General features: G+C 62.2%; 20 protein-coding genes. 3 read left to right on the forward strand and 17 right to left on the reverse strand.

Annotation, left to right across the window (positions count from 1 at the left end; translation table 11 throughout):
* Positions 1–33: 33 nt before the first annotated feature.
* Genes AC07W0_RS26960 through AC07W0_RS26970 form a run of 3 tightly spaced genes read right to left on the reverse strand, consistent with a single transcriptional unit; the run spans position 34 to position 3,170 of the window.
* Positions 34–1,137, reverse strand: a complete 1,104-nt coding sequence (locus AC07W0_RS26960) for an acetoin dehydrogenase dihydrolipoyllysine-residue acetyltransferase subunit (RefSeq protein ID WP_017846571.1) — start codon at positions 1,135–1,137, stop codon at positions 34–36.
* A complete protein-coding gene (locus tag AC07W0_RS26965) occupies positions 1,134–2,153 on the reverse strand; it encodes an alpha-ketoacid dehydrogenase subunit beta (protein ID WP_017846572.1) in 1,020 nt (339 codons plus the stop codon). The genes AC07W0_RS26960 and AC07W0_RS26965 overlap by 4 nt, the downstream gene beginning before the upstream one ends.
* 39 nt (positions 2,154–2,192) lie before the next feature.
* Positions 2,193–3,170, reverse strand: a complete 978-nt coding sequence (locus AC07W0_RS26970; protein ID WP_102618898.1) for a thiamine pyrophosphate-dependent dehydrogenase E1 component subunit alpha — start codon at positions 3,168–3,170, stop codon at positions 2,193–2,195.
* Between the two features lie 310 nt (positions 3,171–3,480).
* Here AC07W0_RS26970 and AC07W0_RS26975 point away from each other — a divergent pair, with 310 nt between their 5' ends.
* Positions 3,481–5,349, forward strand: a complete 1,869-nt coding sequence (locus tag AC07W0_RS26975; protein WP_102618897.1) for a sigma-54-dependent Fis family transcriptional regulator — start codon at positions 3,481–3,483, stop codon at positions 5,347–5,349.
* A 128-nt stretch (positions 5,350–5,477) separates the two neighbouring features.
* On the opposite strand, the gene AC07W0_RS26980 is transcribed toward AC07W0_RS26975, so the two are convergent.
* Positions 5,478–6,272, reverse strand: coding sequence for an acetoin reductase (locus AC07W0_RS26980; protein WP_102618896.1), 795 nt, complete (start codon positions 6,270–6,272; stop codon positions 5,478–5,480).
* Between the two features lie 181 nt (positions 6,273–6,453).
* On the opposite strand from AC07W0_RS26980, the gene AC07W0_RS26985 reads away from it, so the two are divergent.
* On the forward strand, positions 6,454–8,598 hold the full coding sequence (locus AC07W0_RS26985) for a TonB-dependent siderophore receptor (protein WP_102618895.1): 2,145 nt from the start codon (positions 6,454–6,456) through the stop codon (positions 8,596–8,598).
* A gap of 18 nt (positions 8,599–8,616) precedes the next feature.
* On the opposite strand, the gene AC07W0_RS26990 is transcribed toward AC07W0_RS26985, so the two are convergent.
* Both AC07W0_RS26990 and AC07W0_RS26995 read right to left on the reverse strand, forming a co-directional pair.
* A complete protein-coding gene (locus AC07W0_RS26990; protein ID WP_017846577.1) occupies positions 8,617–9,054 on the reverse strand; it encodes a carboxymuconolactone decarboxylase family protein in 438 nt (145 codons plus the stop codon).
* A 114-nt stretch (positions 9,055–9,168) separates the two neighbouring features.
* Positions 9,169–9,639: an Lrp/AsnC family transcriptional regulator gene (locus AC07W0_RS26995; protein ID WP_017846578.1), complete on the reverse strand. Its 471-nt coding sequence runs from the start codon at positions 9,637–9,639 to the stop codon at positions 9,169–9,171.
* A 123-nt stretch (positions 9,640–9,762) separates the two neighbouring features.
* Between AC07W0_RS26995 and AC07W0_RS27000 the strand changes: the two genes are divergently transcribed.
* Positions 9,763–11,007, forward strand: a complete 1,245-nt coding sequence (locus AC07W0_RS27000; RefSeq protein WP_017846579.1) for a methionine gamma-lyase — start codon at positions 9,763–9,765, stop codon at positions 11,005–11,007.
* A 3-nt stretch (positions 11,008–11,010) separates the two neighbouring features.
* Here AC07W0_RS27000 and AC07W0_RS27005 read toward each other — a convergent pair whose 3' ends face one another.
* The 11 genes from AC07W0_RS27005 to AC07W0_RS27055 form a co-directional block, all read right to left on the reverse strand.
* Positions 11,011–12,123 (reverse strand): OmpA family protein, encoded by a 1,113-nt coding sequence (locus AC07W0_RS27005; RefSeq protein WP_017846580.1) that lies wholly within the window; start codon positions 12,121–12,123, stop codon positions 11,011–11,013.
* 23 nt (positions 12,124–12,146) lie between these two features.
* Entirely contained in the window at positions 12,147–12,587 is a 441-nt protein-coding gene (gene tssE, locus AC07W0_RS27010; RefSeq protein WP_102618894.1) for a type VI secretion system baseplate subunit TssE, read from the reverse strand.
* Positions 12,588–12,590: 3 nt separating this feature from the next.
* Positions 12,591–13,127, reverse strand: a complete 537-nt coding sequence (tssJ, locus tag AC07W0_RS27015) for a type VI secretion system lipoprotein TssJ (RefSeq protein ID WP_102618893.1) — start codon at positions 13,125–13,127, stop codon at positions 12,591–12,593.
* A complete protein-coding gene (tssG, locus tag AC07W0_RS27020) occupies positions 13,108–14,205 on the reverse strand; it encodes a type VI secretion system baseplate subunit TssG (RefSeq protein ID WP_102618892.1) in 1,098 nt (365 codons plus the stop codon). Before tssG ends, tssJ begins: the two co-directional genes overlap by 20 nt.
* Complete coding sequence (tssF, locus tag AC07W0_RS27025) at positions 14,169–15,938, reverse strand: type VI secretion system baseplate subunit TssF (protein WP_026139971.1); 1,770 nt, start codon at positions 15,936–15,938, stop codon at positions 14,169–14,171. Before tssF ends, tssG begins: the two co-directional genes overlap by 37 nt.
* Before the next feature lie 24 nt (positions 15,939–15,962).
* Positions 15,963–17,549 (reverse strand): type VI secretion system protein TssA, encoded by a 1,587-nt coding sequence (tssA, locus tag AC07W0_RS27030; protein WP_102618891.1) that lies wholly within the window; start codon positions 17,547–17,549, stop codon positions 15,963–15,965.
* Positions 17,546–18,325, reverse strand: a complete 780-nt coding sequence (locus tag AC07W0_RS27035; protein WP_102618890.1) for a sterol desaturase family protein — start codon at positions 18,323–18,325, stop codon at positions 17,546–17,548. The genes tssA and AC07W0_RS27035 overlap by 4 nt, the downstream gene beginning before the upstream one ends.
* A 72-nt stretch (positions 18,326–18,397) precedes the next feature.
* Complete coding sequence (locus AC07W0_RS27040) at positions 18,398–21,490, reverse strand: ImcF-related family protein (RefSeq protein WP_495029343.1); 3,093 nt, start codon at positions 21,488–21,490, stop codon at positions 18,398–18,400.
* Between the two features lie 270 nt (positions 21,491–21,760).
* The gene (locus tag AC07W0_RS27045; RefSeq protein ID WP_102618996.1) at positions 21,761–22,996 is read right to left on the reverse strand and encodes a KPHS_23130 family T6SS system protein; all 1,236 of its coding nucleotides are present in this window, start codon (positions 22,994–22,996) and stop codon (positions 21,761–21,763) included.
* 2 nt (positions 22,997–22,998) lie between these two features.
* Positions 22,999–23,262 carry a PAAR domain-containing protein gene (locus AC07W0_RS27050; protein WP_081610138.1) on the reverse strand — a complete coding sequence of 88 codons (264 nt, stop codon included), beginning with the start codon at positions 23,260–23,262 and terminating at the stop codon, positions 22,999–23,001.
* A 437-nt stretch (positions 23,263–23,699) separates the two neighbouring features.
* Entirely contained in the window at positions 23,700–25,106 is a 1,407-nt protein-coding gene (locus AC07W0_RS27055) for a hypothetical protein (RefSeq protein WP_146013210.1), read from the reverse strand.
* Between the last annotated feature and the right edge of the window lie 11 nt (positions 25,107–25,117).

Consider the following 25,117-nt stretch of genomic DNA (forward strand, 5'->3'; position numbering starts at 1 on the left):
GAGGGGGCAAGCCCCCTCCCACATTGGACTGCATCAAGGCTGGGAGTTGAGGAAGGTTGCCATCAACTGGTTGACCCGCTCCGCCGCCTCCAACTGCACCATATGCCCCTGCCCCGGCAGGATTTCCACCTGGGCCTCGAGCCCCTCGGCATGTCTGGCCGGGATGATTGCGTCGTCGCTGCCCCAGATCACCAGGCTTGGCTGCTGCCCGACAATATTGCGCAAATCCAGGCGCTGCCGCCCGCCCTCGAACAGCTGGGCATTGAGCTGGCGCAACGCTTGATCCACGCCTTCGAGGCGCTTGAACTTGAGCATGTCCTCCAGCATCTGCCGCGTGACCAGCGCCGGGTCGCTGAACAGTTGAATCAAGTGCGGCTTGAGCGCGTTGCGGTTAGTCGCGTCGGTGAAGCCGTGCAAGTAGTCCGCGTTGATCTCTTCGCCCAACCCGGCGCTGGCGATCAGGGTCAGCGAGGCGACCCGCGCGGGGGCCTGGCGCGCCACGGTCAGGCTGACCAGGCCACCCATTGAGTGGCCGGCCAGGTGGACGCGGTCGAGCGCGAGATGATCGAGCAACGCCAGCAGCGCCTGGCTCAACTCGTCGGCATCACCGCTGCGCAGCTGCTTGCCCGACTCGCCATGGCCCGGCAGGTCCAAGGCGATCACCCGGCGCTGCGCCGCCAACCCTGGGTGGTTGAACAGCCAGTTGTTCAAGTCGCCGCCAAACCCGTGGACCAACACCAACGGCGTGCCGCCCTCACCGAGATCGAGATAACGCAACAGCCGCCCGCCCACCTCGACTTTCTGCGCGCTGGGCCCGGACGCTTGCGCCTCGGCCGCACTCGACACGAAGCTGGCCTGGAAACCTTCGATTACCGCATCAATCTCGGCTTCCGTGGCCTCGCCCTCCACCACGATCCCGAGCAGCCCGCCCACCGGCAAGGTCTCGTCGCTCAGCGCCAGCACGCGGCGCAGCACGCCACTGAACGGCGCCTCGACGCTGCTGGAGATCTTATCGGTCTCCACGTCGAGCACTTCCTCGCCCTTCTCCACCCGGTCGCCCGGCTGTTTGAGCCAGACATCCACGCGGCCTTCGGTCATCGACAAGCCCCACTTGGGCATGGTCAAGATATGGATCATGCGGCAGTCCTCTTATCGGCGATCTTCAACACCGCGGCTTCGATCTTCGCTGCGTTGGGGATGTACAGATCCTCCAGCGCATCGGAGAACGGCACCGGCGTGTGCGGCGCGGTGACCATTTCGATCGGCGCGCGCAAGAACGAAAACCCGCGCTGCGCGACCAGCGCGCTGATATCGGTGGCGATAGAGCAGCGCGGGTTGGACTCGTCGATCACCACCAGGCGGCCGGTCTTCTCCACGCTTTCCAGGATGCTGTCTTCGTCCAGCGGGCTGGTGGTGCGCAGGTCGAGCACTTCGCAGTCGATGCCTTGGCGCGCCAGGTTGGCAGCGGCTTCCAGGGCGATATGCACCATGCGCCCGTAGGTGACCAGGGTCACGTCATTGCCTTCGCGCACGTAATTGGCTTCGCCGAAAGGCACGGTGTACAGCTCTTCCGGCACTTCACCCTGCAGGCTGTAGAGCATTTTGTGTTCGAGGAAGATCACCGGGTCGTTGTCGCGGATCGCCTGGATCAGCATGCCCTTGGCGTCATAGGGCGTGGCCGGGCACACCACTTTGAGGCCGGGGATGTGCGTCCACATCGAGGTGAGCATCTGCGAATGCTGCGCGGCGGCGCGCAGGCCGGCGCCGTACATGGCGCGCACCACCAGCGGCGTGGCGGTCTTGCCGCCGAACATGTAGCGGAACTTGGCGGCCTGGTTGAGCAACTGGTCGAGGCAGCAGCCGAGAAAGTCGACGAACATCAACTCGCACACCGGGCGCATGCCGCGGGTGGCCGCGCCGACCGCCATGCCGACGTAACCGATTTCGGACAACGGTGCATCCAAGACGCGGTCGGGAAACTCCGGGTACAGGCCCTTGGTCACGCCGAGCACGCCGCCCCAGGCATCCTGCTCGCCGGGGGAGCCGGTGCCGCCGGACACGTCCTGGCCGATGATGAACACACTCTGGTCGCGACGCATTTCCTGGGCCAGGGCTTCGTTGATTGCCTGCTGATAACTGATTTTGCGAGCCATGATCAATTCTCCACGGATTATTTTTGTAGTGGGTGGCGATTAGCGGTAAGCGACGTAGACATCAGTGAGCAGGTCTGCGGCCTGGGGCTTGGGATCGGACTTGGCCAGGCGCACGGCGTCTTCGATCAGTTGCGCGACCTCCGCGTCGATGCGCTCGAACTGCGCCGCATCGAGCCAGCCTTCGGCGCTGCAGCGTTGGCGAAACAGCACCAGGCAATCGTGGGATTCGCGCAGGTTCTTCACTTCGTCGGGGCCGCGATAGGTTTGCGCGTCGCCTTCGAAGTGGCCGTAGAAACGGCTCAACTTGACCTCCACCAGCGTCGGCCCCTGGCCGCTGCGCGCACGTTCCACGGCTACCCCCAGGGCCGCGTGGACGGCGAAGAAATCATTGCCGTCGACGATCACCCCCGGCATGCCGAACCCCACGGCGCGCTCGGCGATGTCTTTGCACGCTACCGACCAGCCCGAGCCGGTGGCTTCGGCGTAGCCGTTGTTTTCAGCCACGAACAGACACGGCAGTTTCATGATTGCGGCCAGGTTCATGGCCTCGAACACCGCACCCTCGTTGGAGCCGCCGTCGCCGAAAAACGCCACGGCCACGCCCTGGCTGCCCTTGAGCTTGGACGCCAGCGCCGCTCCGGCCGCCAAGGGCGCGCCGGCACCGACGATGCCGTTGGCGCCGAGCATGCCTTTCTCCTGGTCGGCAATGTGCATGGAACCGCCCTTGCCACCGCACACCCCGGTTTTCTTGCCGTAGATCTCGGCCATCATGCCGAACACGTCCACGCCCTTGGCGATGCAGTGGCCGTGGCCACGGTGGTTGGAGGCGATGCAATCTTCATCGTTGAGGTGGGCCATGACCCCGGCGGCGCTGGCTTCCTGGCCGGCATACAGGTGGACGAAACCAGGGATCTCGCCAGTGGCGAATTCCACGTGCAGGCGTTCCTCGAAATCGCGGATGGTACGCATCACGGTGTAGGCATGGAGCAGTTGATCAGTGGACAGGTGAGTGGACATCTTGTTGTTCTCCAGGTTGTCTCGACACACAAAAGGCTGGCTGCAGCCAGTTGCAAGACCTTCAGCACAGCCTGTGCCAACGCCTCGATAAACCTCGCATAGACTTGATCTAGAGCAGTGCCACGCGGTTGTGCGGTGGCGACCGCCAACCACAGAATGAGACGCGCCATTGCAACCTACCCGTGGCGTGCGCGGCCGGATGAGACGCTGCGTCTCACACCGGGCAGTTGGTCAGACCGCCCTTGTCCCCCTGCGCGCATGCGCGCTTAATGGCGGGCATAACAACAAAAGATCGAGAACCGGAGGCCTTATGCTCGCCGCGAACTCCAAAGACCATGTCGACTGCGTCAGTCGCGTGGTCCGCAATGCCGATCGCCTGCCCCAGGCTCCGGTGCCGTCGCTGATTTTCGATTCATGGCGCCGTTCCATGGAGCAACACCACCTCGACCCTGGCTCGCTGCAAGGGCCACGCATTCTCAGTGAACCGCTGCTCAAGGAATGCCGTGAGCGCGCCGAACTGTTCATGCACATCGCCAGCGAAGAAGTCGGCCAACTCCACCACCGCGTGCGCCACGCCGACTACTGCGTGATGCTCACCGACGCCCAGGGCCAAACCATCGACCACCGCGTGGACACGGCGATTCGCACCGATTGCCGCAAGGCCGGCCTGTACCTGGGCACCTGCTGGTCGGAAGCCGAAGAAGGCACCTGCGGGGTGGCCACGGTACTGACCAGCAAGGCTGCCGTGACGGTGCATAAGCGCGATCACTTTCGCGCAGCGTTTATCGGGCTGACCTGCTCCGCCGCGCCGATCTTCGACCCCCAGGGCAACCTGCTGGGGGTGATGGACGCCTCGGCGCTCAAATCCCCGGATGACCGGCGCAGCCAGCATCTGGTACGGCAGATGGTGGCGCAGAGCGCGCAAGCCATCGAAAATGCCTTCTTCATGCACAGCGCCCGTCAGCACTGGGTGCTCCAGGCCCACAGCACGCCCGGCTATGTCGACAGCCAGCCCGACCTGCTGCTGGCCTGGGACCAGGATGGGCGCCTGCATGCGTTGAACAGCAAGGCGCGCCAGGCCCTGCGTCGGCGCTTTGGCCAGGTGCCGGCGCATATCGGCGAGGTCTTCGATCTGGATGCGTTGCGCGCGGTCACCGATCAATCGGCGCAACAGCTGCACTGGCTGGGCGAGCCCGGCGCATTGCATGTGCGGGTCAGCGCGCCGCAGCGTAAGCCGGCGCGTCCAGCGAAGGCCGTAAACAATCAGGTCGACCCCCGGGTGGAAGAACACCTGCGCCTGGCCTTGCGGGTCAAGGACCGCAACCTGCCGGTGCTGGTGCAGGGTGAAACCGGCGCCGGCAAGGAAGTCTTCGCGCGCCAACTGCATGAGCGCAGCGCTCGTCGCGACGGGCCCTTCGTGGCGGTGAACTGCGCGGCGATCCCGGAAAACCTCATCGAAAGCGAGCTGTTCGGCTATGTCGCCGGGGCCTTTACCGGCGCGTCGAACAAGGGCATGCCCGGGCTGTTGTTGCAGGCCGATGGCGGCACGCTGTTCCTCGATGAAATCGGCGATATGCCGCTGGCCCTGCAGACGCGCTTGCTGCGGGTATTGGCCGAAGGTGAAGTGGCGCCGCTGGGTGCGGCAAAAACCCGTGCGGTGGATATCCAGGTGATCTGCGCCAGCCACCGCGACCTGGCGGTGCTGGTCAGCGAGGGGCGCTTTCGCGAAGACCTGTACTTTCGCCTGGGCTGCGCACGGTTCTGCCTGCCGCCCTTGCGCGAGCGCAGCGACAAGCTGGCCTTGATCAATCGGCTGCTGGAACAGCAGGCGCACAGCGGCGCAATCTCCGTGGGCATCGGCCCCGCCGCGCTGGAGGTACTGCTCGGCTATGCCTGGCCGGGCAATGTGCGACAACTGCGCCATGTGCTGGCGTATGCCTGTGCGGTGTGCGACGGCGGCACCATCCAGTTGGCTGACCTGCCCGTGGAGGTGCGCGGCGAGCGGCTCGAGGCCGACGTGGAACAACGTGTCAGCCCGGAACGCCAGGTGGTGCTGGATGCACTGATCCGGCATCGCTGGAAGCCGTCGCCGACGGCCCAGGCGCTGGGGATTTCGCGGGCGACCCTGTATCGCCGGGTCAACCAACTGGGCATCGACATGCCGGGCAAACATATCTGACCCAGCACGGTCAAACATATGGGAGCGGGCTTGCCCGCGATGGCGGTGTATCAGCCACCGATGCCGTGACTGAACCGCCGCCTTCGCGGGCAAGCCCACTCCCACCTTTGAACCGCGTGCTTTCAGGGCTATCGGTACACAATCCCACCATCGATCAACGGCGACTGGCCGGTCATGTAGTCCGCATCCGGCCCCGCCAGGTAAGACACCAGCCCGGCCACATCCTCAGGCGTTTCCGCACGGCCCAGGGCAATCCCGTCCACATACTTCTTATAGGTCGCACCGACTTCGGCGCCGGTAATCTCGGCCATGCGCTTGTCGATCTCGACCCACATATCGGTGCCGACCACGCCCGGGCAATAAGCATTGACCGTAATCCCGGCGCTGGCCAGTTCCTTGGCCGCCGCCTGGGTCAGGGCGCGCACGGCGAACTTGGTCGCCGAGTACACGCCCAGCAGCGCAAAACCTTCATGCCCGGCGATCGAGCAGGCGTTGATGATCTTGCCCTTCTGCTTGAGCGCCTTGAACTTCTTGCCGGCGGCCTGGATGCCCCACAACACACCCTGCACATTGATGCCCAGGGTGCGCTCGACCTGCTCGGGGCTGACGTCCAGCAGTGAATCGATCTGCGCCACCCCGGCGTTGTTGACGATGATGTCGAAACCCCCGAGGGTCTGGTATGCGTGTTCGACGGCGGCCACCACCTGTTCGCGCTTGGACACGTCGGCGACGAACACCGAGGCCTTGCGCCCTGTCGCGACGATTTCAGCGGCCACGGCTTCGAGCTTGGCGCCATTGATGTCCACCAGCGCGATATCGGCACCGTCCCGTGCCAGGCGCAGGGCGATGGCGCGGCCGATGCCCTGCCCGGCGCCAGTCACCAGCGCAACTTTTCCAGCGATGAGGTTTCCAGCGGTACTCATGACGACCTCCTGCAACGATGAGAGAAGCCTCGTCTATCGCAGATGCACGCCAGGGCTGTCGAGGCGCACATGAATCGGCGTGCGCGCTGAGACCGGATGTCTCAATGCGCGAATCCTTGTAAATGCACGCACTTATGCCTAGCTTATGCGCCCCCCGTCCTGCGCTTTAAGGCCTTGCCCCATGGTTCTGCGTTTTCGCCCCGTCGTCACGTCACGTTTCGCCCTCGGCCTGCTGCTCAGCGGTGGCATCGGCAGCAGCCTGGCTGCGGAAATTGAACTGCCGGCGGTACAGGTCCAGGGCCAGGATGAGTCCGGTTATCGCAGTGAAACCGCCTCGGTCGGCGGTTTCAATGAAGCGCCGCTGCTGGACACTCCCGCCTCGATCAGCGTGATCAACGCCGCCCTGATCAAGGACCAGCAAGCCCGCCTGCTCAGCGAAGTGCTGCGCAACGACGCCTCGGTGGGCGACAGCTACGCACCGATCGGCTACTACGAAAACTTCGTGGTGCGCGGCTTCTCGCTGAACGCGGCGAGCAGCTACAAGATCAACGGCCGCACCATCACCGGCGAGCAGAACGTCGCCCTGGAAAACAAACAGCAGGTGGAAGTACTCAAGGGCCTGGCCGGCCTGCAAAGCGGGATCTCCGAGCCCAGCGGCGTGATCAACTACGTGACCAAGCGCCCGCAAGACGTGCGTTCGGTGACGGTGTCCAGCGACGACCGTGGCAGCGGCTATATCGCCACCGACGTCGGCGGCTGGTTCGGCAGCGAGCGGCAGTTTGGCCTGCGCGCCAACGTGGCCCATGAAGACCTCAATTCCTACGTGGAACACGCCAACGGCCAGCGCGACTTCCTGTCCCTGGCGTTCGACTGGAACATCAGCCCCGACGCGGTGCTGCAACTGGATGCCGAATACCAGAACAAACAACAGCGCTCGGTGCCGGGCTACCAACTGCTGGGCGGCAGTGAAGTGCCCCACGATGCATCGCCGAAACAGCTGCTGGGCCATCAAAGCGGTTCCAAGCAGGTCGGTATCGATTCGCTGAACCTCAACGGCAAGTTCGAATACCGCTTCAGCGACCAGTGGAAAGGCAGTGTCAGCGCGGCGCGCAGCAAGGTGGTGATCGATGACTACAGTTCGTTCGCCTGGGGCGGCGACACGAACGGGGTCGGAAACTACTTCGGCTCAGACGGCAACTACGACATCTACGACTACCGCAGCCCCGACGACACCCGCCGCGACGATGAAGTGCAGGCGGCCATGACCGGGCTGTTCGACACCGCCGGCCTGGGCCATGAATTGACCTTCGGCACCAGCGCGTTTCGCCGGGTGATCGACAAGCGCAAGGCGGTCAACGAGTACATCGGCAGCGGCAATATCAATCAGGACGCGCCGACGTTTGCGCCGACCAACGTACCGCTGAACGACAGCCATCGCACCCTCGACAGCCGCCAGTACGGCGTGTTCGTCACCGACCGCATCCGCTTCAACGAGCAGTGGCAAACCCTCCTCGGCGGTCGCGAAGTGCGCCTTGATGAACAAGCCTTTGACAGCAATGGCAACCAGGCGCGCCACACTCAGCAATACGTGTTCCTGCCCCAGGCCTCGCTGATCTATAAGCCGATTGAAAACATCTCGCTGTACACCAGCTACAGCAAGGGCCTGTCCCTGGGTGGCACGGCGCCGTGGTTCGCGAACAACGCGGACGAGACCCTGGCCCCGACCGTGTCGCGACAAATCGAAGCCGGCGTGAAATACGACTGGCGCCGCATCAGCTTCGCCGCGGCCGTGTTCCAGACGCGCCAGGCCTACCAGTACGCCAAGCCGGATGGCGCCGGGAGTTTCACCTACGTGCAACAAGGCGAACAGAAGAACACCGGGCTGGAACTGTCGGCGAATGGTTGGGCCACCGACCGCCTGCAGATCGCCACCAGCGTCGCGGCGATTCGGGCGCGGGTCAGCGGCAGCGGCACGCCGGACTACGAAGGCCACCAGACGATCAACGTGCCCAAGCTGCGCGCCAGTGTCTACGCCGACTATGCGCTGCCGTGGGTCAACGGCCTGGCGGTCCTGGGCGGCGTGCAATACAGCGCCAAGAAGTACGCCAACCGCAGCGGCAACGTCGAGGTCGGGGACTATGCGGTGGTCAACGTCGGCAGCCGTTACACCACCAAAGTCGATGGCTATGAAACGGTGTTTCGCCTGAGCGTCGACAACCTGTTCGACAAACGCTATTGGCGCGACGCGGGCGAGTACATGGGCGATGACTACCTGTTCCAGGGCGCGCCGCTGACAGCGCGCCTGAGTGCCTCGGTCAACTTCTGACCGCCCACGGCCCCAGGCTTACTTGGGCATTTTGCGAAAGCCCACCGCCAGACGGTTCCAGCTGTTGATGGTGGCGATGGCGACGCTCAGATCGACCTGTTCCTGGGGGCTGAACTCGGCGGCGAGTGCGTTGTAGTCTTCGTCTGCGGCGCGGGTCTGGCTGACCAGGGTCAGGCTTTCGGCCCAGGCCAGGGCGGCGCGTTCACGCGGGGTGAAGAACGGCGTTTCGCGCCAGGCCGACACGGTGTACAGGCGGCGTTCGGTCTCACCGCCCTTGCGCGCATCGGCGGTGTGCATGTCGAGGCAGAAGGCGCAGCCATTGATCTGCGACACGCGCAGGCGCACCAGTTCCAGCAGGGGCAGTTCGATGGACAGTTTGCCCACTGCGGTTTCCAGGGCGAGCATGGCTTTCATGGCGTCTGGGGAAGCGGTGTAGAAATCGGTACGGGGTTGCATGGTAGAGCTCCTGAACACTGGAAATTGGTGGCCAGATTAGTCAGCGCAGCACTCAGGAGAAATAGCCAATTCCGGCAAAGATCAGGTAGCCAATGTGCCCACGGGCTCAGCCCCTCAGCGCGGCAACGGAATCACGCGCAAAGGCCGCACCGATTTGTAGGAAAAGCTCGAGTAAATCTCTTTGACGCACGGCAATGTCTGCAACACCTCCCGCGCGAATTCGCCAAACGACTCCAGGTCCTTGGCCACCACTTCCAGCAGGAAGTCATAGCGCCCCGAGACGTTATGGCAGGCGACGATTTCCGGAATGTCGAGCAAGCGCTGCTCGAACGCCCGCGCAATTTCCTGGGTATGGCTCTCCATCATGATGCTGACAAACGCCGTCACCCCATAGCCCAACGCCTTGGGCGACAGGATCGCCTGATAACCGCTGATCACCCCGCTCTCTTCCAGGTTCCTGACCCGCCGCCAACACGGGGAGGTGGTCAGGGACACGCGCTCGGCGAGCTCGGCCACGGTCAAGCGGGCGTTGCCTTGCAGTGCGTTTAAAAGCGCCTTGTCGGTGCGATCCAGACTGAGGGGCATAACGTGCCTCTAATCATTATTTTTAGGAAGGTTTCATCCCATTGCGCGGGATTTGTCAGCAAATATTGCAAAGTTCAGCTGTGGTTATGAGCATAGCATTGTAGGAAATAAGGAGTGTCCGACATGAACAATAAACACAATGCATTCGGCTTTTCCACCCGTGCCATCCACCACGGTTACGACCCCAAGGACCACCACGGCGCCCTCGTACCGCCGATCTATCTCAGCGCCACGTTCGCCTTCCCCACCGCCGAATACGGCGCCGCGTGTTTTGCCGGTGAAGAAAGCGGGCACTTCTACACGCGCATTTCCAACCCGACCCTAGCCCTGCTGGAAGCGCGCATGGCGACCCTGGAAAACGGTGAGGCCGCCGTCGCCTTCAGTTCCGGTATGGGCGCGATTGCCGCCACCTTCTGGACCCTGCTGCGCCCCGGCGATGAGGTGATCGTCAGCCAGACGCTCTACGGCTGCACTTTCGCCCTGCTGCACCATGGCATCGCGGAGTTCGGCATCAAGGTGCGCCATGTCGACCTCACCGACCTGGATGCACTGCACGCCGCGCTGTCCCCGGCCACGCGCATGATCTACTGCGAAACCCCAGCCAACCCCAACCTGCAACTGGTCGATATTGCCGCCGTCGCCACGCTGGCGCACCAGCAGCCCAACGTCATCGTGGTGGTCGATAACACTTACTGCACGCCGTACCTGCAACGGCCCCTGGAGTTGGGCGCCGATGTGGTCGTGCATTCGGCCACCAAGTACCTCAGCGGGCATGGCGACATCACCGCCGGCATTGCGGTGAGCAACCACGCACTGGCGCAGCGCATTCGTCTGCAAGGGCTCAAAGACCTGACCGGTGCGGTCATGTCCCCGCAGGATGCATCGCTGCTGATGCGCGGCCTCAAGACCCTGGCCCTGCGCATGGACCGCCATTGCAGCAACGCCCAGGCAGTGGCCGAAGCCTTGCAGGCCCACCCCGCCGTCGAGCGCGTGACGTACCCGGGGTTGCGCTCATTTCCCCAGTACGAACTGGCGGCGCGGCAGATGCGGATGCCCGGCGGGATGATTGCCTTCGAGCTCAAAGGCGGGATCGCGACCGGCCGGCGCTTCATGAACGCACTCAAGCTGTTCAGCCGCGCGGTCAGCCTGGGCGATGCCGAGTCCCTGGCCCAACACCCGGCGAGCATGACCCACTCCACCTACACCCCAGAGGAGCGGGCAGCCCACGGGATCAGCGAGGGGTTGGTGCGTCTGTCGGTCGGGCTGGAGGACATCGCCGACCTGCTGGCGGATGTGCAGCAGGCTTTGACCAAGTGTCTGCGGGCTGCGCCGCGTGCGACACAGGTGGTCGAGCATGCGATGAAATAGCGCTCAGTCCACGGCCACCGTGGCCTCGCCGCAGGCCCCTGTCTGCGGCACCAGGTGAATATCCACGCGACGGTTCGCGGCGCGCCCGACGTCGGTTTCATTGCTGGCAATCGGCTGACTGGCCGCGAAGCCCTGGACGGCAAAGCAACTGTCGGCGATGTCGCCCATGCGCTGCATCCAGTCGCGCACGGCAGAGGCGCGGGCATGGGACAGCGCCAGGTTCTGTTCGACGGAACCGGTCGCGTCCGTATGCCCGGCGACCACGATCAGCCAGCCGGGTTGGGCTTTGACGTCGACCAGGGCATTGATCAGCACCTTGGCCGAGCCTGGCTTGAGCGTGGCGCTGCCGGCATCGAACAGCGACAGGCTGTCCAGTCGAACGGAGTCGGGCATAAGGGGTTCAGTGCCAGGACCGGCCAACCACATGCGCCAACCGATCCCTGCGAGCAAGGCAACGATCAGCGCCCCGACCAGCCCCGACAGCGCGATGCGTGGCCGGCGCACCACCACTGCGGGTGGCGGCAGGATCACCACGGGGCTCACCAGCGCCGGCGCCGGCAACCTGAGCGGCGCGAGCATCGTGCCGTCCGGCGCGGGGCTTTGCTCCAGGCGCTGGATCAAGCCGCCGACCTGATAGCGCAGGGCGTGCAGCGGTTGTAGAGGGTGGTCTAGATGAGCCCGCAAACGCACCTGCAAACGGGCCAACTCAAGGTCCAATTGAACCAGCGCGGGCACGCCGTGGGCGGTCATCGCCCGGCTGCGCAGCACCAGTTGCAGTTGCTCGAACAACCATCCCAGCAAGTCCACGCGCGCCGACGCCATCGGCGGCCACAGGCGCACCCACTCGCCGCCCAGCGCCTCGATCAACGCCACACCTTGGGTGATGCCCTCGACCCCATGACGCTGGCCGCGAGCCAAGGTGTAAAAGCACGCGCTGTGCAACTCCGCGCCGTTTTGCTGGAACAGCGCAAGGCAGCCTTGCTCGACCTTGGCCCAGTCCACATCCGGGCAGGCGGGATGGCTGAGCTTGGCCAATTCCTCGCGCAAAGCGATGAACTCACTGAAGCCGCGCGGATCACCGCCGACTTGAATACGCATCTCAAACAACGCCGTCATCGGGTTTCCCTTGCGTTATCGGTTCAAGGCTTCGACAGGTAATGCTGTCGCTTCAAGTGACGCACCAGCACCCGGCCTTCGGGGGTCAGGCGGGTGCCGAAGGTCACGTGCTGCCCATCCTTCAATTGCATGTCCAGGGCGTACTCCAGATGCCCCGGCAGCACCTGGGGCAGCAGCTCGATGGTGATCGCCGCCAGACGTGGCTCGTACTTGAGCAACGTGTCGGTCATGACGCCGATCAGGCCTTGGGCCGTGGCGGGCAACCCTTGCAGGATCAGGCCCATGTCCGGCAGCCCGTAATCCGGCAGATGGCTGAGCGCGCCCGCTCGGCTGTTGAGGATGCGCTGCAGGTTGTCCAGCACCGAGAGGGTGTGCTGGTCCGCCTCGCAGACCCGCTGCAGGTCCAGTTCACCGGCGAAATTCTGCAACAGGCGTTCGTAGAGCGAAGGGGTGTACTCGGTCATGGCTCAATCCTTCGTCAATGGGCGCAGGATCAAGCGGTTATCGCCCAGTTCGATCACCCGTGCGCGATCCGGGTCGAGGTCGTCACGCGTCAATGTCAGGCGCCAGCTGTTCTGCCGGGTATCGGGGTCGCGAAACAACGCCACCAACGTGACAAACTGCGCGTCCTTGTCCATCGGCGCGTTCAGCTGAGCGCCTTCTTCGGGCTTTACCACCACCGAGTGTTTGTCCAGTAACGCACGCGCGAGCAAGCGCTCGTCATCGCCCAGCAGGCCTTCGTAGGTCCCCAGCTCCACCGCCTTGCTGTCGCGCAATTGGTAAACCCGCACCAGGGTCGGCACCGACAACGCACGCATGTCCGTGGCATCGGTGTTCAGCGCCGTGCGCGCGCTGAAATCCAGATGCAGGGTGTTGACCTGCTTGTAGAAGATCGCCTTGGCGGTGGATGCCGTGCCATCCGCCACGGTCTGGGCCAACCCACAACCGCCGAGCGGTAGCGTGAAAGCCGCCAGCAGCACAAGATTAAAAACGGTACGCGACATGCTGTGTCTCCCTGTTGCGCGGGTTAATCGAAAGGCCTTGGTAGCGCCCCAGGTTGATCGTGAGGGTCTCGTGTTCCGTCGTGCGCCAGGCGCTGCCTCCCAAGCCCAGCACACCGGTCATGCCGAGCCGGAGGGTGGCCAGCCCCAACACCGGCGCAGGCAGGCTGTGCAACGGCAGCGACAAGCGCAGTTTCGCCGTGCAACGCCACCCCAGGTAAACGCGCAACAGCACCCGCAGGTCGCGGTGTAGCTGGCCGTCGGGGAGCCAGCCACGGGCTTCCTGCGCGTGCTCGGTATAGAGCGTCAGAGCGAACTGGCTGTTGGCGTCGCGGCCGATACGCCCCAGCGGCGTGCCCTGGGCCAGGCTCACCGGACGTTGCCGGGAGAGGCTGGCCGGCGCCGCCAACGTAATGTTCTGCGGCCAATGCGGAGTCACCTGCACCTGGGTGTCGGGGGCGAGCAATTTGACCAGTGCGACGATGCCTTGTGCATTCCGCGTGGGCAGGCGCATCACGCTGAGCAAGGCCAGAAAACGCGAGACCGGCGTGGCGACCTGTTGCGCGGTGCCGGGAATGCCCAGGCCGATCAGGCCCAGCAGGCATTGCGAGGTGGCATCGGTGCCGCCCGCTTCGAACGTCGCCGGGTAGGAGTACTTGCGCCAGATCCGGTAGAACTGGGTGAAGATCCGGTGATTGAACATATCCAGGAAGGCTTCCAGCGCTTCATGCCCCTCCCGACGCTGCGCGATGTCATCCAGGTACACGGTCGGCATCGGCGAATCGACCCCGTACAACCCAAGCAAGCGGGTGCGTACCGTCGCCGCTCGCTCCGGGTGCGCTTCATCGATTTCAATCGACTTCAACTCGCCGGCCGGAAAGCCCATGCCCGGATCGGGCCGAAAGCGCACGGCGTCATCCGCCGGGTGCGCGGTGCTGCCCAGCGGCGGATGGTCGGGCAAGGCCTGTTCCAGCAACTGGCAAAAACGCTGCAGATTGGCCTCGGCCACCTGGCCCTGTAAGGCATCCAGCAAACCGCTGGCTTTCAGCCGGGAATACGCTGACTGTGATTCTCGTTCCATCGCAGGCACTTTCCAGTAGGTTGCAGGATCAGCGTGAGCTGGGTGTACACATGAATGTCGGCATACAAGGCGAAGAAGCGATTGAGCATCTCGCCGAACAGGCTGATGTCGCCCTCCCCTGAAAAGCCGTTGGCATCGAGGGTGATCTCGATATCCACGCCGCGTAGCAAAAAGCCTTTCTCGAAACGTTGGACCAAGTGATGACGGACCTCGACGATCGCCGCCAGACGACGACGGTTGAGTTCGCTGCCCGTCCAGTCGTACAAGGCCAATGTGCCGCGCAACACCTCGGCGTTGTCGAGCATCGGCAGGAAGTTCGAGCCCAGGTGGCTCAGCACCCGCCAGTGAAAGCGGTCGCGGTTCGGCGGGTAGCACGGCAAGCTCGGCGCACACAGGTTGCGCACCCGCAAACCGGCCTGGGGGCTTTGCACCAGCGTGTCGAGCACGGTGCTTTGCAGCGCCTTGCGCGGCAATTGGCCGTGGGTGCCGGTCAGTCGCAACGACAGGCTTTCACGCGTGCGCAGGCGGTCGCTGTCGAAGCCCTCGCCGCCGAGGATCAGCCAGGTGTCATGCAAGCCATTGGCGGCGCGCTTGAGGCGCGTATGGAAGTAGCGTTCGGGAGCCTCGTCGCGCAGCATGCCGCCTTTGTGGCGAAAGCTGCTGAACGGCACATAGTCCTGGCGCTCGGCGTTTCGCGAGGCGGTCACGCGGTCCACCGAATAGATCTCGGTATGGCCGTCCTGCAAACGCATGGGGCGCAGCAGGTAGTCGCTTTGCAACGGTGCCAGGGTCAGCGGGTCGGCCTCCAGCGCGAACAGGTTGATCACCGGCACCGCATGCAGGCGGATATGCTCGCGGCTCAGGTCGAAATCGGCCGGCCAGGGTTCGCGCAACACCACTTCAAGCTCGAACCAGGCGGCGTCGGGAGCAATCTGCAGGTGCTCCAGGCCACACAGGGTCACGAACATGAATTTTTCGCGGAAACTGAAATACTCCAGCAATAACTGATAACCGCTGAACGCACTGTCGCCCTTGGGCCACAGCCGGTCTTCATCGGCAAACCCCTTGGGTGCAAAATGCCCGGCCACCGGCTGGCGTTCGGTCTGGCCGGGCCAATGCACGAACATCGCTTGCACATTCAAGGTCAGCGCCTGATGTAAAGCACTGGCCAAAGGGGCTTCGGCATTCAGGTACAGCGGCACGCGACTCAGGTCGATCTGGCTCCAGTCGGTCAACGCGCCGCAGGCAAAACGCAGGCGCAACACGGAGCGACCATCCGGGGCGAAGCCGCGCCCGACCGAGGCCAGGGCCAGCGGGCGCAGGGCCAGGTCCTGGGTGGTGGTGTAGCGGCAACGGGTACTTTGGGGCCCGATGGGTTGCGACAGCACTTCAAAGCCCTGCGCGATCAACTCGCTGTGCTTCATCTGCGCCAGTTCCGGCACCAGTTCGACGATCGACAGCGACGGGATGGTGCGCAGGTAGTGTGGCCAGAGCAGGCTGACCAGGCCTTCGGTCAATTCCGGCAGGTCATCGTCGAGTTTTTCCCGCAGGCGGCCCATCAGGAACGCGAAGCCCTCGAACAGGCGCTCCACATAGGGGTCTTGCGCCCCCGGTTTGTCCAGGTTGAGCTGTGCCGCCCGATCCGGGAAGGCCTCCGCGAATTCCTTGCCGGCCTCGCGCAGGTAGCGCATTTCGGCATCGAAATAGCGCAGTGTGAGATTGTCCATGTTCACAGAACGACTCCTGATAGATAAGGGTTAGCCGCACAGCACGGCGGCGCGTACCGGGTCGATGGCGACCAGCGCCGCCAGCAGGGTTTCCATGCGCCGCGCCAGGCTGGGTTTGTCGGCGTCGTTGCGTTGGGCTTTCACGCGCAGCAGCTTGAGCAGGCGCGCCTTGACCTCGAAATGCAGCGCCGGCTCCCAGTCGGTCAGGGCCTGGCGTTGCGCGGTGGTGTCCAATTCCCCCAGCAGGTGAATGGCCAGGTCGCTCTTGCCATGCTGTTCGGCCACCCGCGCCATCAGCAGGCGCAGCAGCCAGCGCTGGCGCCCGCTGTCGATACCGGGCCGCGCAGCCAGCCACGCCAGCGCGTGATCCACGCCGTCGCTGTCGGCCTGGGCCACGGCCTCACCTTCCAGGGACAAGATGTCCGCATCACTGCTGGCCACGACCGCCGAGGGCACGGGCAGCCATTGCTGGGGTTGGTTGCCGCTGACGTGCTGGGCAATCCACTCGCGGGTGGTTTCGTCGGCGAACGGGGTGCCGTCACTCCAGCACAGCACCTCCAGACCCGGCAGGCGCTCGAGGAACATGCCCAGGTCACGTTTGGTGATAGCGGCCCAGCGGTCCTGCGGTGCGGGTTGTTTGCTCAAGGCCTGATACAGGTACCATTGCAGGTCGAGCCAGAAATGGTTCACGCCTTCGGCATACATCCGCTCGACCTGTTCGATCAACTCCGCCCAGTTCTGTTGCAGGTACAAACGCTTGAGCTGTGCCCGATAGTCTGCACGCGGCGGCGCCAGGCGCGTGTTGCCGTTGGCCTCCTGAGGCGGCGTCTGATGCACGGTGTCCCAGCGCAAGCTCTTCATCAGTCGGTGAGCGGCCAGCCAGCCCAAGGGTTGCTCACGCAGGTAGCTCGCCAGGGCCCGGCCGTTGTCCAACAGGTCCCGTCCGGATTTGATCATCGTCGGCGGCGACGCGTTGGCATGCACAGTCGACTCAAGGCTGGCGGTGTGTTGCGGGACCAATGCGTCCATCCCGCCGGACTGCGCCAGTCGCGCCGACAATGCCGCGTACAGCGGCTGCAGATCCGGACGCTGCTCCGGCGCCCACCCACTCAAGCCGCGCTCCAGCCAGGCGAGCGCGGCGGCGGTGCGCTCGGCTTCGGCCTTGACCACTTCCGGGTACAGCGACAGCGTGTCCAACACCTTGCCACTGGCCAACCATTCCAGGGCCATCTTGCGGCTGTTCGGACGGCTGGGCAGCACCGCGTCGGCAAAGCGCTCCACCAGCGCGGCCAACAGGCTCAAGCCATCCGCCAAGCCGAGTTCGCCGTCCTTGTGCAAGCGCGCCCACAGGTAGTAGGTGGCGACGCGCAGGTCCTTGCAGCGCTGGGTCAGCAGCTTCTGCGCCAGTTGGGCAACCTGCTCGGCATCGGCACCCGACAGTTTGTTGACTTCTTCGCGCATGCGTTGGAAGTCATCGTCGTAGCCGGGGTCGTCGCCGACAGGGAATTCGGTGCTGATGGGGTGTAGCCAGGGTTGCCAGTGGGCGGCGTGTTCGTGTGCGACAGACAGTGCGTCACGCTCCCCAAGGCAGCGGGCGATCAAGGCGCGCAGGCTCATTCGGCCCCCTCACTCACGCCAGCGGGCTGTGTTACACCCTCATGCTTGCCGCGCGTCTGCACACGCTTCTGGAATGGATATAGATGCTGACGCAGAATGCCGTCCGGCAACGGTTCGCCAAACACTCCGTAGCGCGTTGGCCAGTCCTTTGCGGGCAATTTGAATGTTCCAAACACCCTATCGATCAGCGGTAGGTGAATCGCATGGTTTTTGTAGCGGTAGTCTGGATGACGGGCATGGTGCCAATGGTGGTAGCGTGGAAGTACCAATACGTATTCCAGCCAACCACCTTTGATGCACACATTGGCATGAGCCAGCACCGCCTGGACGCCGACCAGCACCACATAGGCATTCAATGCCTGCGCAGAAAAGCCCAGCAACATCAGCGGCATCAGTACGGCGGTGCGCGTCAATAGCACTTCGACAAAGTGGACACGCGAGCCGGCCAGCCAATCCATCGCCGTACTCGAATGGTGTACTGCATGGAAGCGCCATAACCACGGCACCGCATTCTTGGCATACAGCTTTTCCAGCGGAATAAAGACCGCCGCGGAGATGAGGAGCACCAATCCGAGCAGTAGCAGGCTACGCGCCAATTGTTCGTTGTAAACCTTGCGCAGTTCGGTCGTGGTCAGCCACTCGGGAAGCAAGAAACACAACACGGCCAGCAGACTCAACAGCCCGAGTGCAGCGCAGATATAACCGCTGATACGCCCCTCGCCGAATTTGAATGGAGCGTGGCCATGGTCCCGAAGATAAGTTTTAATTTTTTGCATTACACATCCTTTGTATCCAATACCTGTTAAGGGTGTCCCTTGGTTAGGTCAGCGCGCCGATGGAACAGTGATTCACCGGAGTTCGAAACTCCCGTTCTGCGCATAGGGTTCTTCTGCGGCGCCCTCATTGAGAAATATCTGTTGCGGCAACCTGAAGTCACGCAGCTTGAGCAACGCCAGCGGCCCCGCATCCAGTTCGGTGCGCAGGTGCCATGTCAGGCTCAGGCCGTCGGGCGCCTTGAGGGCCAGGCGGTAGCGGCTGTTGCCGTCGTCCAGTGGCGTGACCTGGGCGTTTTCCAGCAGGCGGATCAGGCCCCAGGTGCCGGGGTAGTCGCCAAACAGCCGCTCGCCGGCATGCACGCTGGTCCAGCTGAGGCTCACGCCGGGATAGTCGCTGCGCCCCGGCCAGTTGAAACGCTGCCAGTTTTCTTTCTGGTTGAAGTACTGGTGCCGGTCGCCGTTGAGGATGAAGGTGGTTTGCACCACGTCGCGCACGGGTTTGCCTTGCAGTTCAAAGCTCAGCCCCACGCCGCCGTCGGTGTAGAGCACATCGGCCAGTTCGCTCATTTGATTGATCGCGCTCAGAAACTGCGGGTTGAAACGCAGGCCCTGGCTGTGGCGCGGATCGGCTACCCAACGGCTACCTTCCTTGCGCAGCACGCCGCTCAATTGCTGCTGTAAAAACTGTGCGATGCGCCCGGAGTCCGCGCGGATCATCTGCCCCAACATCGGCAACGACGCGTCGCTGGTGGTGGCGGCAAACGGGTAACGGCTGGCGAAGGCGGCGTTCCAATGGCTGACGATCGAGCGCTGCCACTGGCTATTGAGACCGGCGGCGGAGGGTTGCAACACGCGTTGCCAGGCCTGTTCCAGCGGCTGCACGAACAGCGTCTGCGCCGCCCCGCCCCACTCCGCGCCCAGGCTGGCGGCCAGCAGGGCGCCATAGGATTGGGTGTCGGTGAGGTCGATGCTACGGCCTTGAAACACGCTTTGTGCCAGGGCCTGGGTCATTTCCAGCGGGTCGGGCGCGGTGCTGATCTGCTGCAGTTTCAAACGCACCCGTGTCACGCGGGTGAGGAAGGCCGGGAGACTGAGGCCGTCCGTGTTGGACTTGTCCAGCAGCGCCAATAACGGGCCGAAGGTCGCCGCCAGCGGCCCCGTGGCGGCCTGGGCCAACGGTTCGATCGCTGGAGCCTTGTCCGGCCCGATCAGCTTTTGCGCGGACTGCACCAGCGAGTCGGCCAGGGCCTGGGGTCGGCTGCCCGCCTGCGCCTGGTAGGCCACGCTGTTCAGCAGCGCGATCAAGGGCGATTGGCGCACGTCGCTCATCAGCGTCAATTGGTCGATTGACTCATCGAGACTCGCGGCCTGCTGCCAGCGCAGGCTGTTGAGCAGATCCTGCCAGGCGCTGGCGTAGTCCTGGAAGTAGCGTTCGGTGAGGCGGGCGCGCAGTTGGTCAGGGCTCAGGCGGGTGTCGACATCGGCGGGTTGGTCGCTGAGCACCCAATCGATTTCCTCGCGGCGCGCCTCGGCGATCGCATCGATGGCTTGGCGCACCGAGCCTTCCCAGGCCTGGCGGGTGAACACGCCGGGCACGCTGGCCTCGGTGGTGAACAGGGCCTGGGCGTCGGTGTCGCCGACCAGTTGCGGCAGGCCCAGGGCCGGGTAGTGATGGGCGGAGTCATCGAGCAGTTGTTGGTACAGATTGGCTTCGGCATTGCGTTGGCCCAGTTGGCCGAGCAGGACCTGCCGGACTTGCGCGACCAGCCGTGCGTCGGTGTCGATGCGCCAAGCCGGGTTTTCCGCCAGGTGTTCGGCGTAGAACTGCCACAGAGTGGGGCCCAGGGCTTGCCAGAGGCCCGCGCGGGAAGGCTCGACTTCGCCGAGGGTTTTCACCAGCAGACTGGCGTCGGCTTTTGCCGGACGCGCCATCATCAGGTAGGCCTTGAGCTGGTCGTAGGCAGCACGGGCGCGTTCGGCGCGCTCGGGATTGTCCGGGGCCAGCTTGACCAGGGCCGTGAGCTGCTGGCGTAAAGCGGCGACGGCCGGGTCGCGGATCAGGCGGTTATTGGCTTCGACGTAGCGCGGCCACACGGTTTCAAGCAACACTGGGTTTTGATTCAGGCCGAAGCGCTGATACCACGGAGCGCCGCCTTGAACGCGATCATCCAGGCGCGCCAATTCGCGGACCAGTTCATGAAGGGCCTGGAGCTGTTCGTCGCCTTGTGATGCACGTTGCAAGGTCGACAACGAGCTATGTACCTGAGCGATCTGCGTGCGGTTGCTGATGAATGACAGCAGCAGTCCTGCTCCCCATAACGTCGCCAAACCCAGCACCAGCGCGTAGCCAACTCGCGGCACGCTCCAACCCAGCCGGCGGCCACGGGCGTTATCGCCGAGTACACCGTGCCACACCGGGGCCACCGACCACGCCTGTTGTTGATCATGCGGCGAGCGCTGTACCGGCAGGCTGAACCACACCCCCCGCAACGGCACGCCACGGGCAAATTCGCCGGCCAGATGCGCCAAGGTGTGACGCCAACGATCAATGCCCTCGGCCTTTAAATCCCGCGACAGACGCAGCAGAAAATCATCCTTCATCACCGCGTTCATCTGCGCCAAACCCGCGCGACGCAAAGGCTCCAGCAAACGATTCAGCGCGGCGTCCAATACCGCCGCCGAAAAGCGCTCGGGCAACTGACAGCCCACCGGCTGCGCTTTGCGTGTGTCCTGCGCCCACGCACTGCCGCAGACCTGCCAGAGAGATAACGGCAACTGCCAGCGCAAGTCACGGGCAAGGCGCTGCACCTGGCGTACACCTTTGCCCATCGCGACATCGTCGGCGGCCTGGGTTTCGTTCAGCGCCCAGACGACTCCGTCCAGCGCACGCCAGCGGCTGAGGCCGCTCCAGCGCTCAGGGAATGATTGATCCAGCGCGGCCTGCGCACTGCCGCCCCACAGCAGGACGGTGCCTTGGCCTTCGAGCCATTGGTGAGCGGCCAGGGTGGGGGCGATGGCTTCGATTTCGGTGGGTTCGCCGATGATGAGCAGCAGGCGGGTTTTGTGGCGCCAGAAAAGGCCGTAACGAGCACGCAGTAGCTTTCTAATCGAGCTAACGCGTTGCGCGACGTCTGCATCAAGGGACTTGGAGTGGTCAGCCTGCATAGGCCGGGGCACATCATCCGCCTGCACTTGCCGGTAAGCCGAATGCCCCAACTGGTGCCCCAAAAAATGGTAGCCCACAACGCACATCACCAGGACCAAGGTCGTAACGGCTATCACCCACAGTCCTGCGATTTTGCGATAACCACCAGAGCGAAGCCCAACCAGCTCGGGATACTGCCAGACCAATACACCCTGCACCGTACCAATCAACAGCAGTACGACGACCAAAACTCCCAGCCACACAACACGTCGAGTCTGCATTCGAAGTTCCTATTTCGAAAGTGATGGCACAGGCGTCAAGACCGTGCTCCAGAGCCCTGCATCAACGCAGTTGCTCCCGCTGAAAATGAATTGCGGCCCGGCGCCGCCTTGAATGGTCTGCGTTGCGGCGGCAATCGCCAGCCACGGTGACGCTTTGCCCGGGTTCCCCAGCGAGGTATCCAGGTTGTAAAACCCTTGATTGTTCTTCGCAGGGAGCGGCACGGCCGCCAAGACGTTGCTCAGCGCCTCATTCCTCTGCACATCAACTCCGACTCGCCAGGCTTGCTGGATCGATTGCGCATCGAGAGGCGCCCATTCCAATGCCTGACGCGCGGCGTAAAGCAACGCGTCGGTGTTCGGCTCGCGCTCCTGCTCCGGACGATGCAGGTAGGCGATTGGGGGCAAGACGGTTTGCGTCAGGCGGTTGCCAAAAAGCAGCCCGACCGCCGCTTCAGCCGTTCCTTCTGCCTGCTGCGGTGCAAACTGCAAAGCCACCACCAACAAAGACGCCTTGTCGCCAATTCGCTGATCGAGCCATTGGTCCAGTACGGCCAGCCCACTGCCTTCGACAGGGACAGTGGGCTGACGGATGCCGGATTCGCTCCACGCTTGTCGCCATAGGTCCTGCCACACGCTTTTCGGCAAAGCGCTATCGACCTCCAGAAGCACTGCCAGTTGTGTATCAGCGGACGCCCGCCTTAGGACTGGCAGCAGATCGGCAAGTAGCTGCCCAAATGCTCGTCCCAACACTTGCTCAGGGTTTTCATGTGCAGCGCTAGTAAGACGACTGTGACGCGAAACAGCTTGGTCCGGCCTGCACGGTTGAGCCTCAAGCACTTCGGCTCCGCTCAGCAACGCAGTCAGTTGTGTTGCTGAGGAAGTTTCCGGTTCGCGTAGCGCCGTGTGCAGGCTGACACCCAACACCTGTTGGACGCGCCGACCTCGTCGGATTTTGTGAACCAAATCCTCTTCACGTGCTTTATCCCAGCCGTCAGCCACCTGTTGTTGACCGAAATACAACAAAACACGCCCGAAGCTAAGCAGGCACCAGCCCAAGAACGGAGTCCCCAAGGCTAGCCCCCAGAAACCCGGGGGAGTTTCGCGTAACGATTGAGTACCGAGCAAAAACGCCCCGCATACACCCAGCACTAAAAGCAGCAGTGGCAGTACACCTAACCAACGCCAAACCCTCGGCCGCGCAGGTCGTGGCGACGGTGCTGGGACTTGATCCAATCTAACCGGCATGACTAGCTCGCACTTGCTTGAGGCAGAGACGAAATCAAGGTGCAACCACACGCGCAACGATGCCCATGAAACGCGACCGGAATGCCGTAGTCATGAAACGTTGGGTGCCCCTCGGCAATCTCTGTTCGGCCATGGCTGGGGATCGGGCAGTCCACTGGATCACCCTGGCGAGCCGCGCCAATGCCTCTGAAGAACATGACAGTGGAACCTGATTGAACACTGCCACCGCCGGTTGTTTTGTCGCCTATGCGAATGATACTTTTCATGTTCTATCTCCACTCACGAAACGATTCAATTACTTGCCCTGCGAAAGGGTCATATTTGCTAAGCGCACTTAAAATACAAGAACTGTCATCGATGCTTAGTTTCAAAAAAACCTATTCATTCATAATACTTCGCTAGCTCACACTAATAATTACGAAAACAGACAAGTCATCGTAAGAGTCGCAACCAGCAACATCTACTTCACAATCACTTCCTAACATGACGAAAGTGCTTTCATTACCAACAATCCGGGCAGCTCGAGATATTAAGAGCGGTGCCTGCCAACAATAATTGCCCACGCTCGCCATCCACTGGCACGAATTCAATCGCGCCCACATCATAAAAATCGGACGCACGCTCACTCAAACGCATTACCAACTCACGACCCTCAAAAATTTGCCTTGGGACGCCAGCACTAAAAATCAGCAATGTCGATACACTAAAACTTATCACAACTAACTAGATCACTGCACCTCAACCACCCTTCTGTAGTAACGCCCCCGGAAAACCTGAACTCAACCCAATCTTCACCGTCATTGCTATAAAACCCCAAAAAGGTAATTCTATCTCCTCGTATTAAATATTTTTGCGTGGACTTAGTCGCTGCAGGGGAAGAAAAAATCCTAGCCTGGATAGATTCCACGGTAGAGACTAATTCTGTACGCTTTTCGAAATTCATGTCATCGGACACTAACGACCTTATAGGCGAACCAGCAAAAGGGTAAACTACCCGACTTACCTCACCACACCCGACACAGCGATCCGACATCTTTATATTTACTTGCCCACCTTCAGCAATGTAAATATCTTCAACCCAAGTACCCCCATCCTTATAAGAGCTGATAATATAGCCACCTCTAAGCTTAAAATCACAAAGACCTCCCTGATTAAAAACCAACTCCTTTAAGGAGTGATCACTACTTTCGTAACGCAGTACTCTCGAGCAAAAATTCACACCATCTCCCGCCAAATGAAAAACCACCTCTCCGACCCCGTCACCGGTAATATCCTCAATATGCACGTCATCGTATACCGCCTCAATCTCACGTAAAAAATCTCCTGGTACCAACAGGCCATATTTTGTTCCATGATCAAATACAGACAGTGCAAGAGGTCGGCGACTCTCAACCTTTATTGCCGGTTGAGCCGCCTGTACTGTTTCACCTGTAGGCAGCATTCCAGTTGCACCCATAATCGCTCTCAGCTTTAAAGAATTGCTCGCATCGCCGTCACGTTCCAGCAGCGTCAACATGTCACTATATATTTTTTTATTTTTCTCGCGAGGAGGGTCGCAAGCTAGAATATTATCAAATGTCGTTCCCTCTAAAAAATACGCGAGAACCCTTGGAGAGGAAACTTGAATTAAATCCTTTCGTCCGGACGCGTAGTCCTTGTAGACTTTGTCGACGGTTGGTGAATCTTTAGTCAAATCGTATCCGTTAATACTCAGTGAACTACGCCACAGACTAGACGTCCCCCACCCCCCTCCACACTGCTCTCCAGTTGATACATTCACAACGCAACCATCAGACATTCTTACAAACGCACAAAGATATATGGTATTAGAGCGCCCCTCGTACTCCTCCCCCACTTCAGAAAAATGTACCACCGAGTAGGCTTTATCAGGAGAAAGATTACCAGCATCATACTTGCTATTATAGTTATAACTTAACCCCTCATCAAATATTCGCAGAACCCTTCCAGTGTTTGTTTTGTAGACCAGCGATTTATAGTCGCCATCAACCCCGTCCGAATAGAGGAGCAAACCTGATTCCCCTTGGATAGTGGTCGCCATCAATCCAGTAGAGGTTAGTACAGCAAAAAATAACAAAATTATATGTCTCACTATAACGTCCC

It is taken from the genome of Pseudomonas sp. GW704-F2 (assembly GCF_059423025.1).

Excerpts from the sequence above, each read along its gene's own strand:
- tssJ (WP_102618893.1), bottom strand. The coding sequence starts at position 13,127 with ATGTCGCGTACCGTTTTTAATCTTGTGCTGCTGGCGGCTTTCACGCTA.
- tssA (WP_102618891.1), bottom strand. The coding sequence starts at position 17,549 with ATGAGCCTGCGCGCCTTGATCGCCCGCTGCCTTGGGGAGCGTGACGCA.
- AC07W0_RS26995 (WP_017846578.1), bottom strand. The coding sequence starts at position 9,639 with ATGCCCCTCAGTCTGGATCGCACCGACAAGGCGCTTTTAAACGCACTG.
- AC07W0_RS27000 (WP_017846579.1), top strand. The coding sequence starts at position 9,763 with ATGAACAATAAACACAATGCATTCGGCTTTTCCACCCGTGCCATCCAC.
- AC07W0_RS26965 (WP_017846572.1), bottom strand. The coding sequence starts at position 2,153 with ATGGCTCGCAAAATCAGTTATCAGCAGGCAATCAACGAAGCCCTGGCC.
- AC07W0_RS26975 (WP_102618897.1), top strand. The coding sequence starts at position 3,481 with ATGCTCGCCGCGAACTCCAAAGACCATGTCGACTGCGTCAGTCGCGTG.
- AC07W0_RS26960 (WP_017846571.1), bottom strand. The coding sequence starts at position 1,137 with ATGATCCATATCTTGACCATGCCCAAGTGGGGCTTGTCGATGACCGAA.
- AC07W0_RS27040 (WP_495029343.1), bottom strand. The coding sequence starts at position 21,490 with ATGCAGGCTGACCACTCCAAGTCCCTTGATGCAGACGTCGCGCAACGC.
- AC07W0_RS27005 (WP_017846580.1), bottom strand. The coding sequence starts at position 12,123 with ATGACGGCGTTGTTTGAGATGCGTATTCAAGTCGGCGGTGATCCGCGC.
- AC07W0_RS27045 (WP_102618996.1), bottom strand. The coding sequence starts at position 22,996 with ATGCCGGTTAGATTGGATCAAGTCCCAGCACCGTCGCCACGACCTGCG.
- AC07W0_RS26990 (WP_017846577.1), bottom strand. The coding sequence starts at position 9,054 with ATGCAACCCCGTACCGATTTCTACACCGCTTCCCCAGACGCCATGAAA.
- AC07W0_RS27050 (WP_081610138.1), bottom strand. The coding sequence starts at position 23,262 with ATGAAAAGTATCATTCGCATAGGCGACAAAACAACCGGCGGTGGCAGT.
- AC07W0_RS26970 (WP_102618898.1), bottom strand. The coding sequence starts at position 3,170 with ATGTCCACTCACCTGTCCACTGATCAACTGCTCCATGCCTACACCGTG.
- AC07W0_RS26980 (WP_102618896.1), bottom strand. The coding sequence starts at position 6,272 with ATGAGTACCGCTGGAAACCTCATCGCTGGAAAAGTTGCGCTGGTGACT.
- tssG (WP_102618892.1), bottom strand. The coding sequence starts at position 14,205 with ATGGAACGAGAATCACAGTCAGCGTATTCCCGGCTGAAAGCCAGCGGT.
- tssE (WP_102618894.1), bottom strand. The coding sequence starts at position 12,587 with ATGACCGAGTACACCCCTTCGCTCTACGAACGCCTGTTGCAGAATTTC.
- AC07W0_RS27035 (WP_102618890.1), bottom strand. The coding sequence starts at position 18,325 with ATGCAAAAAATTAAAACTTATCTTCGGGACCATGGCCACGCTCCATTC.
- AC07W0_RS26985 (WP_102618895.1), top strand. The coding sequence starts at position 6,454 with ATGGTTCTGCGTTTTCGCCCCGTCGTCACGTCACGTTTCGCCCTCGGC.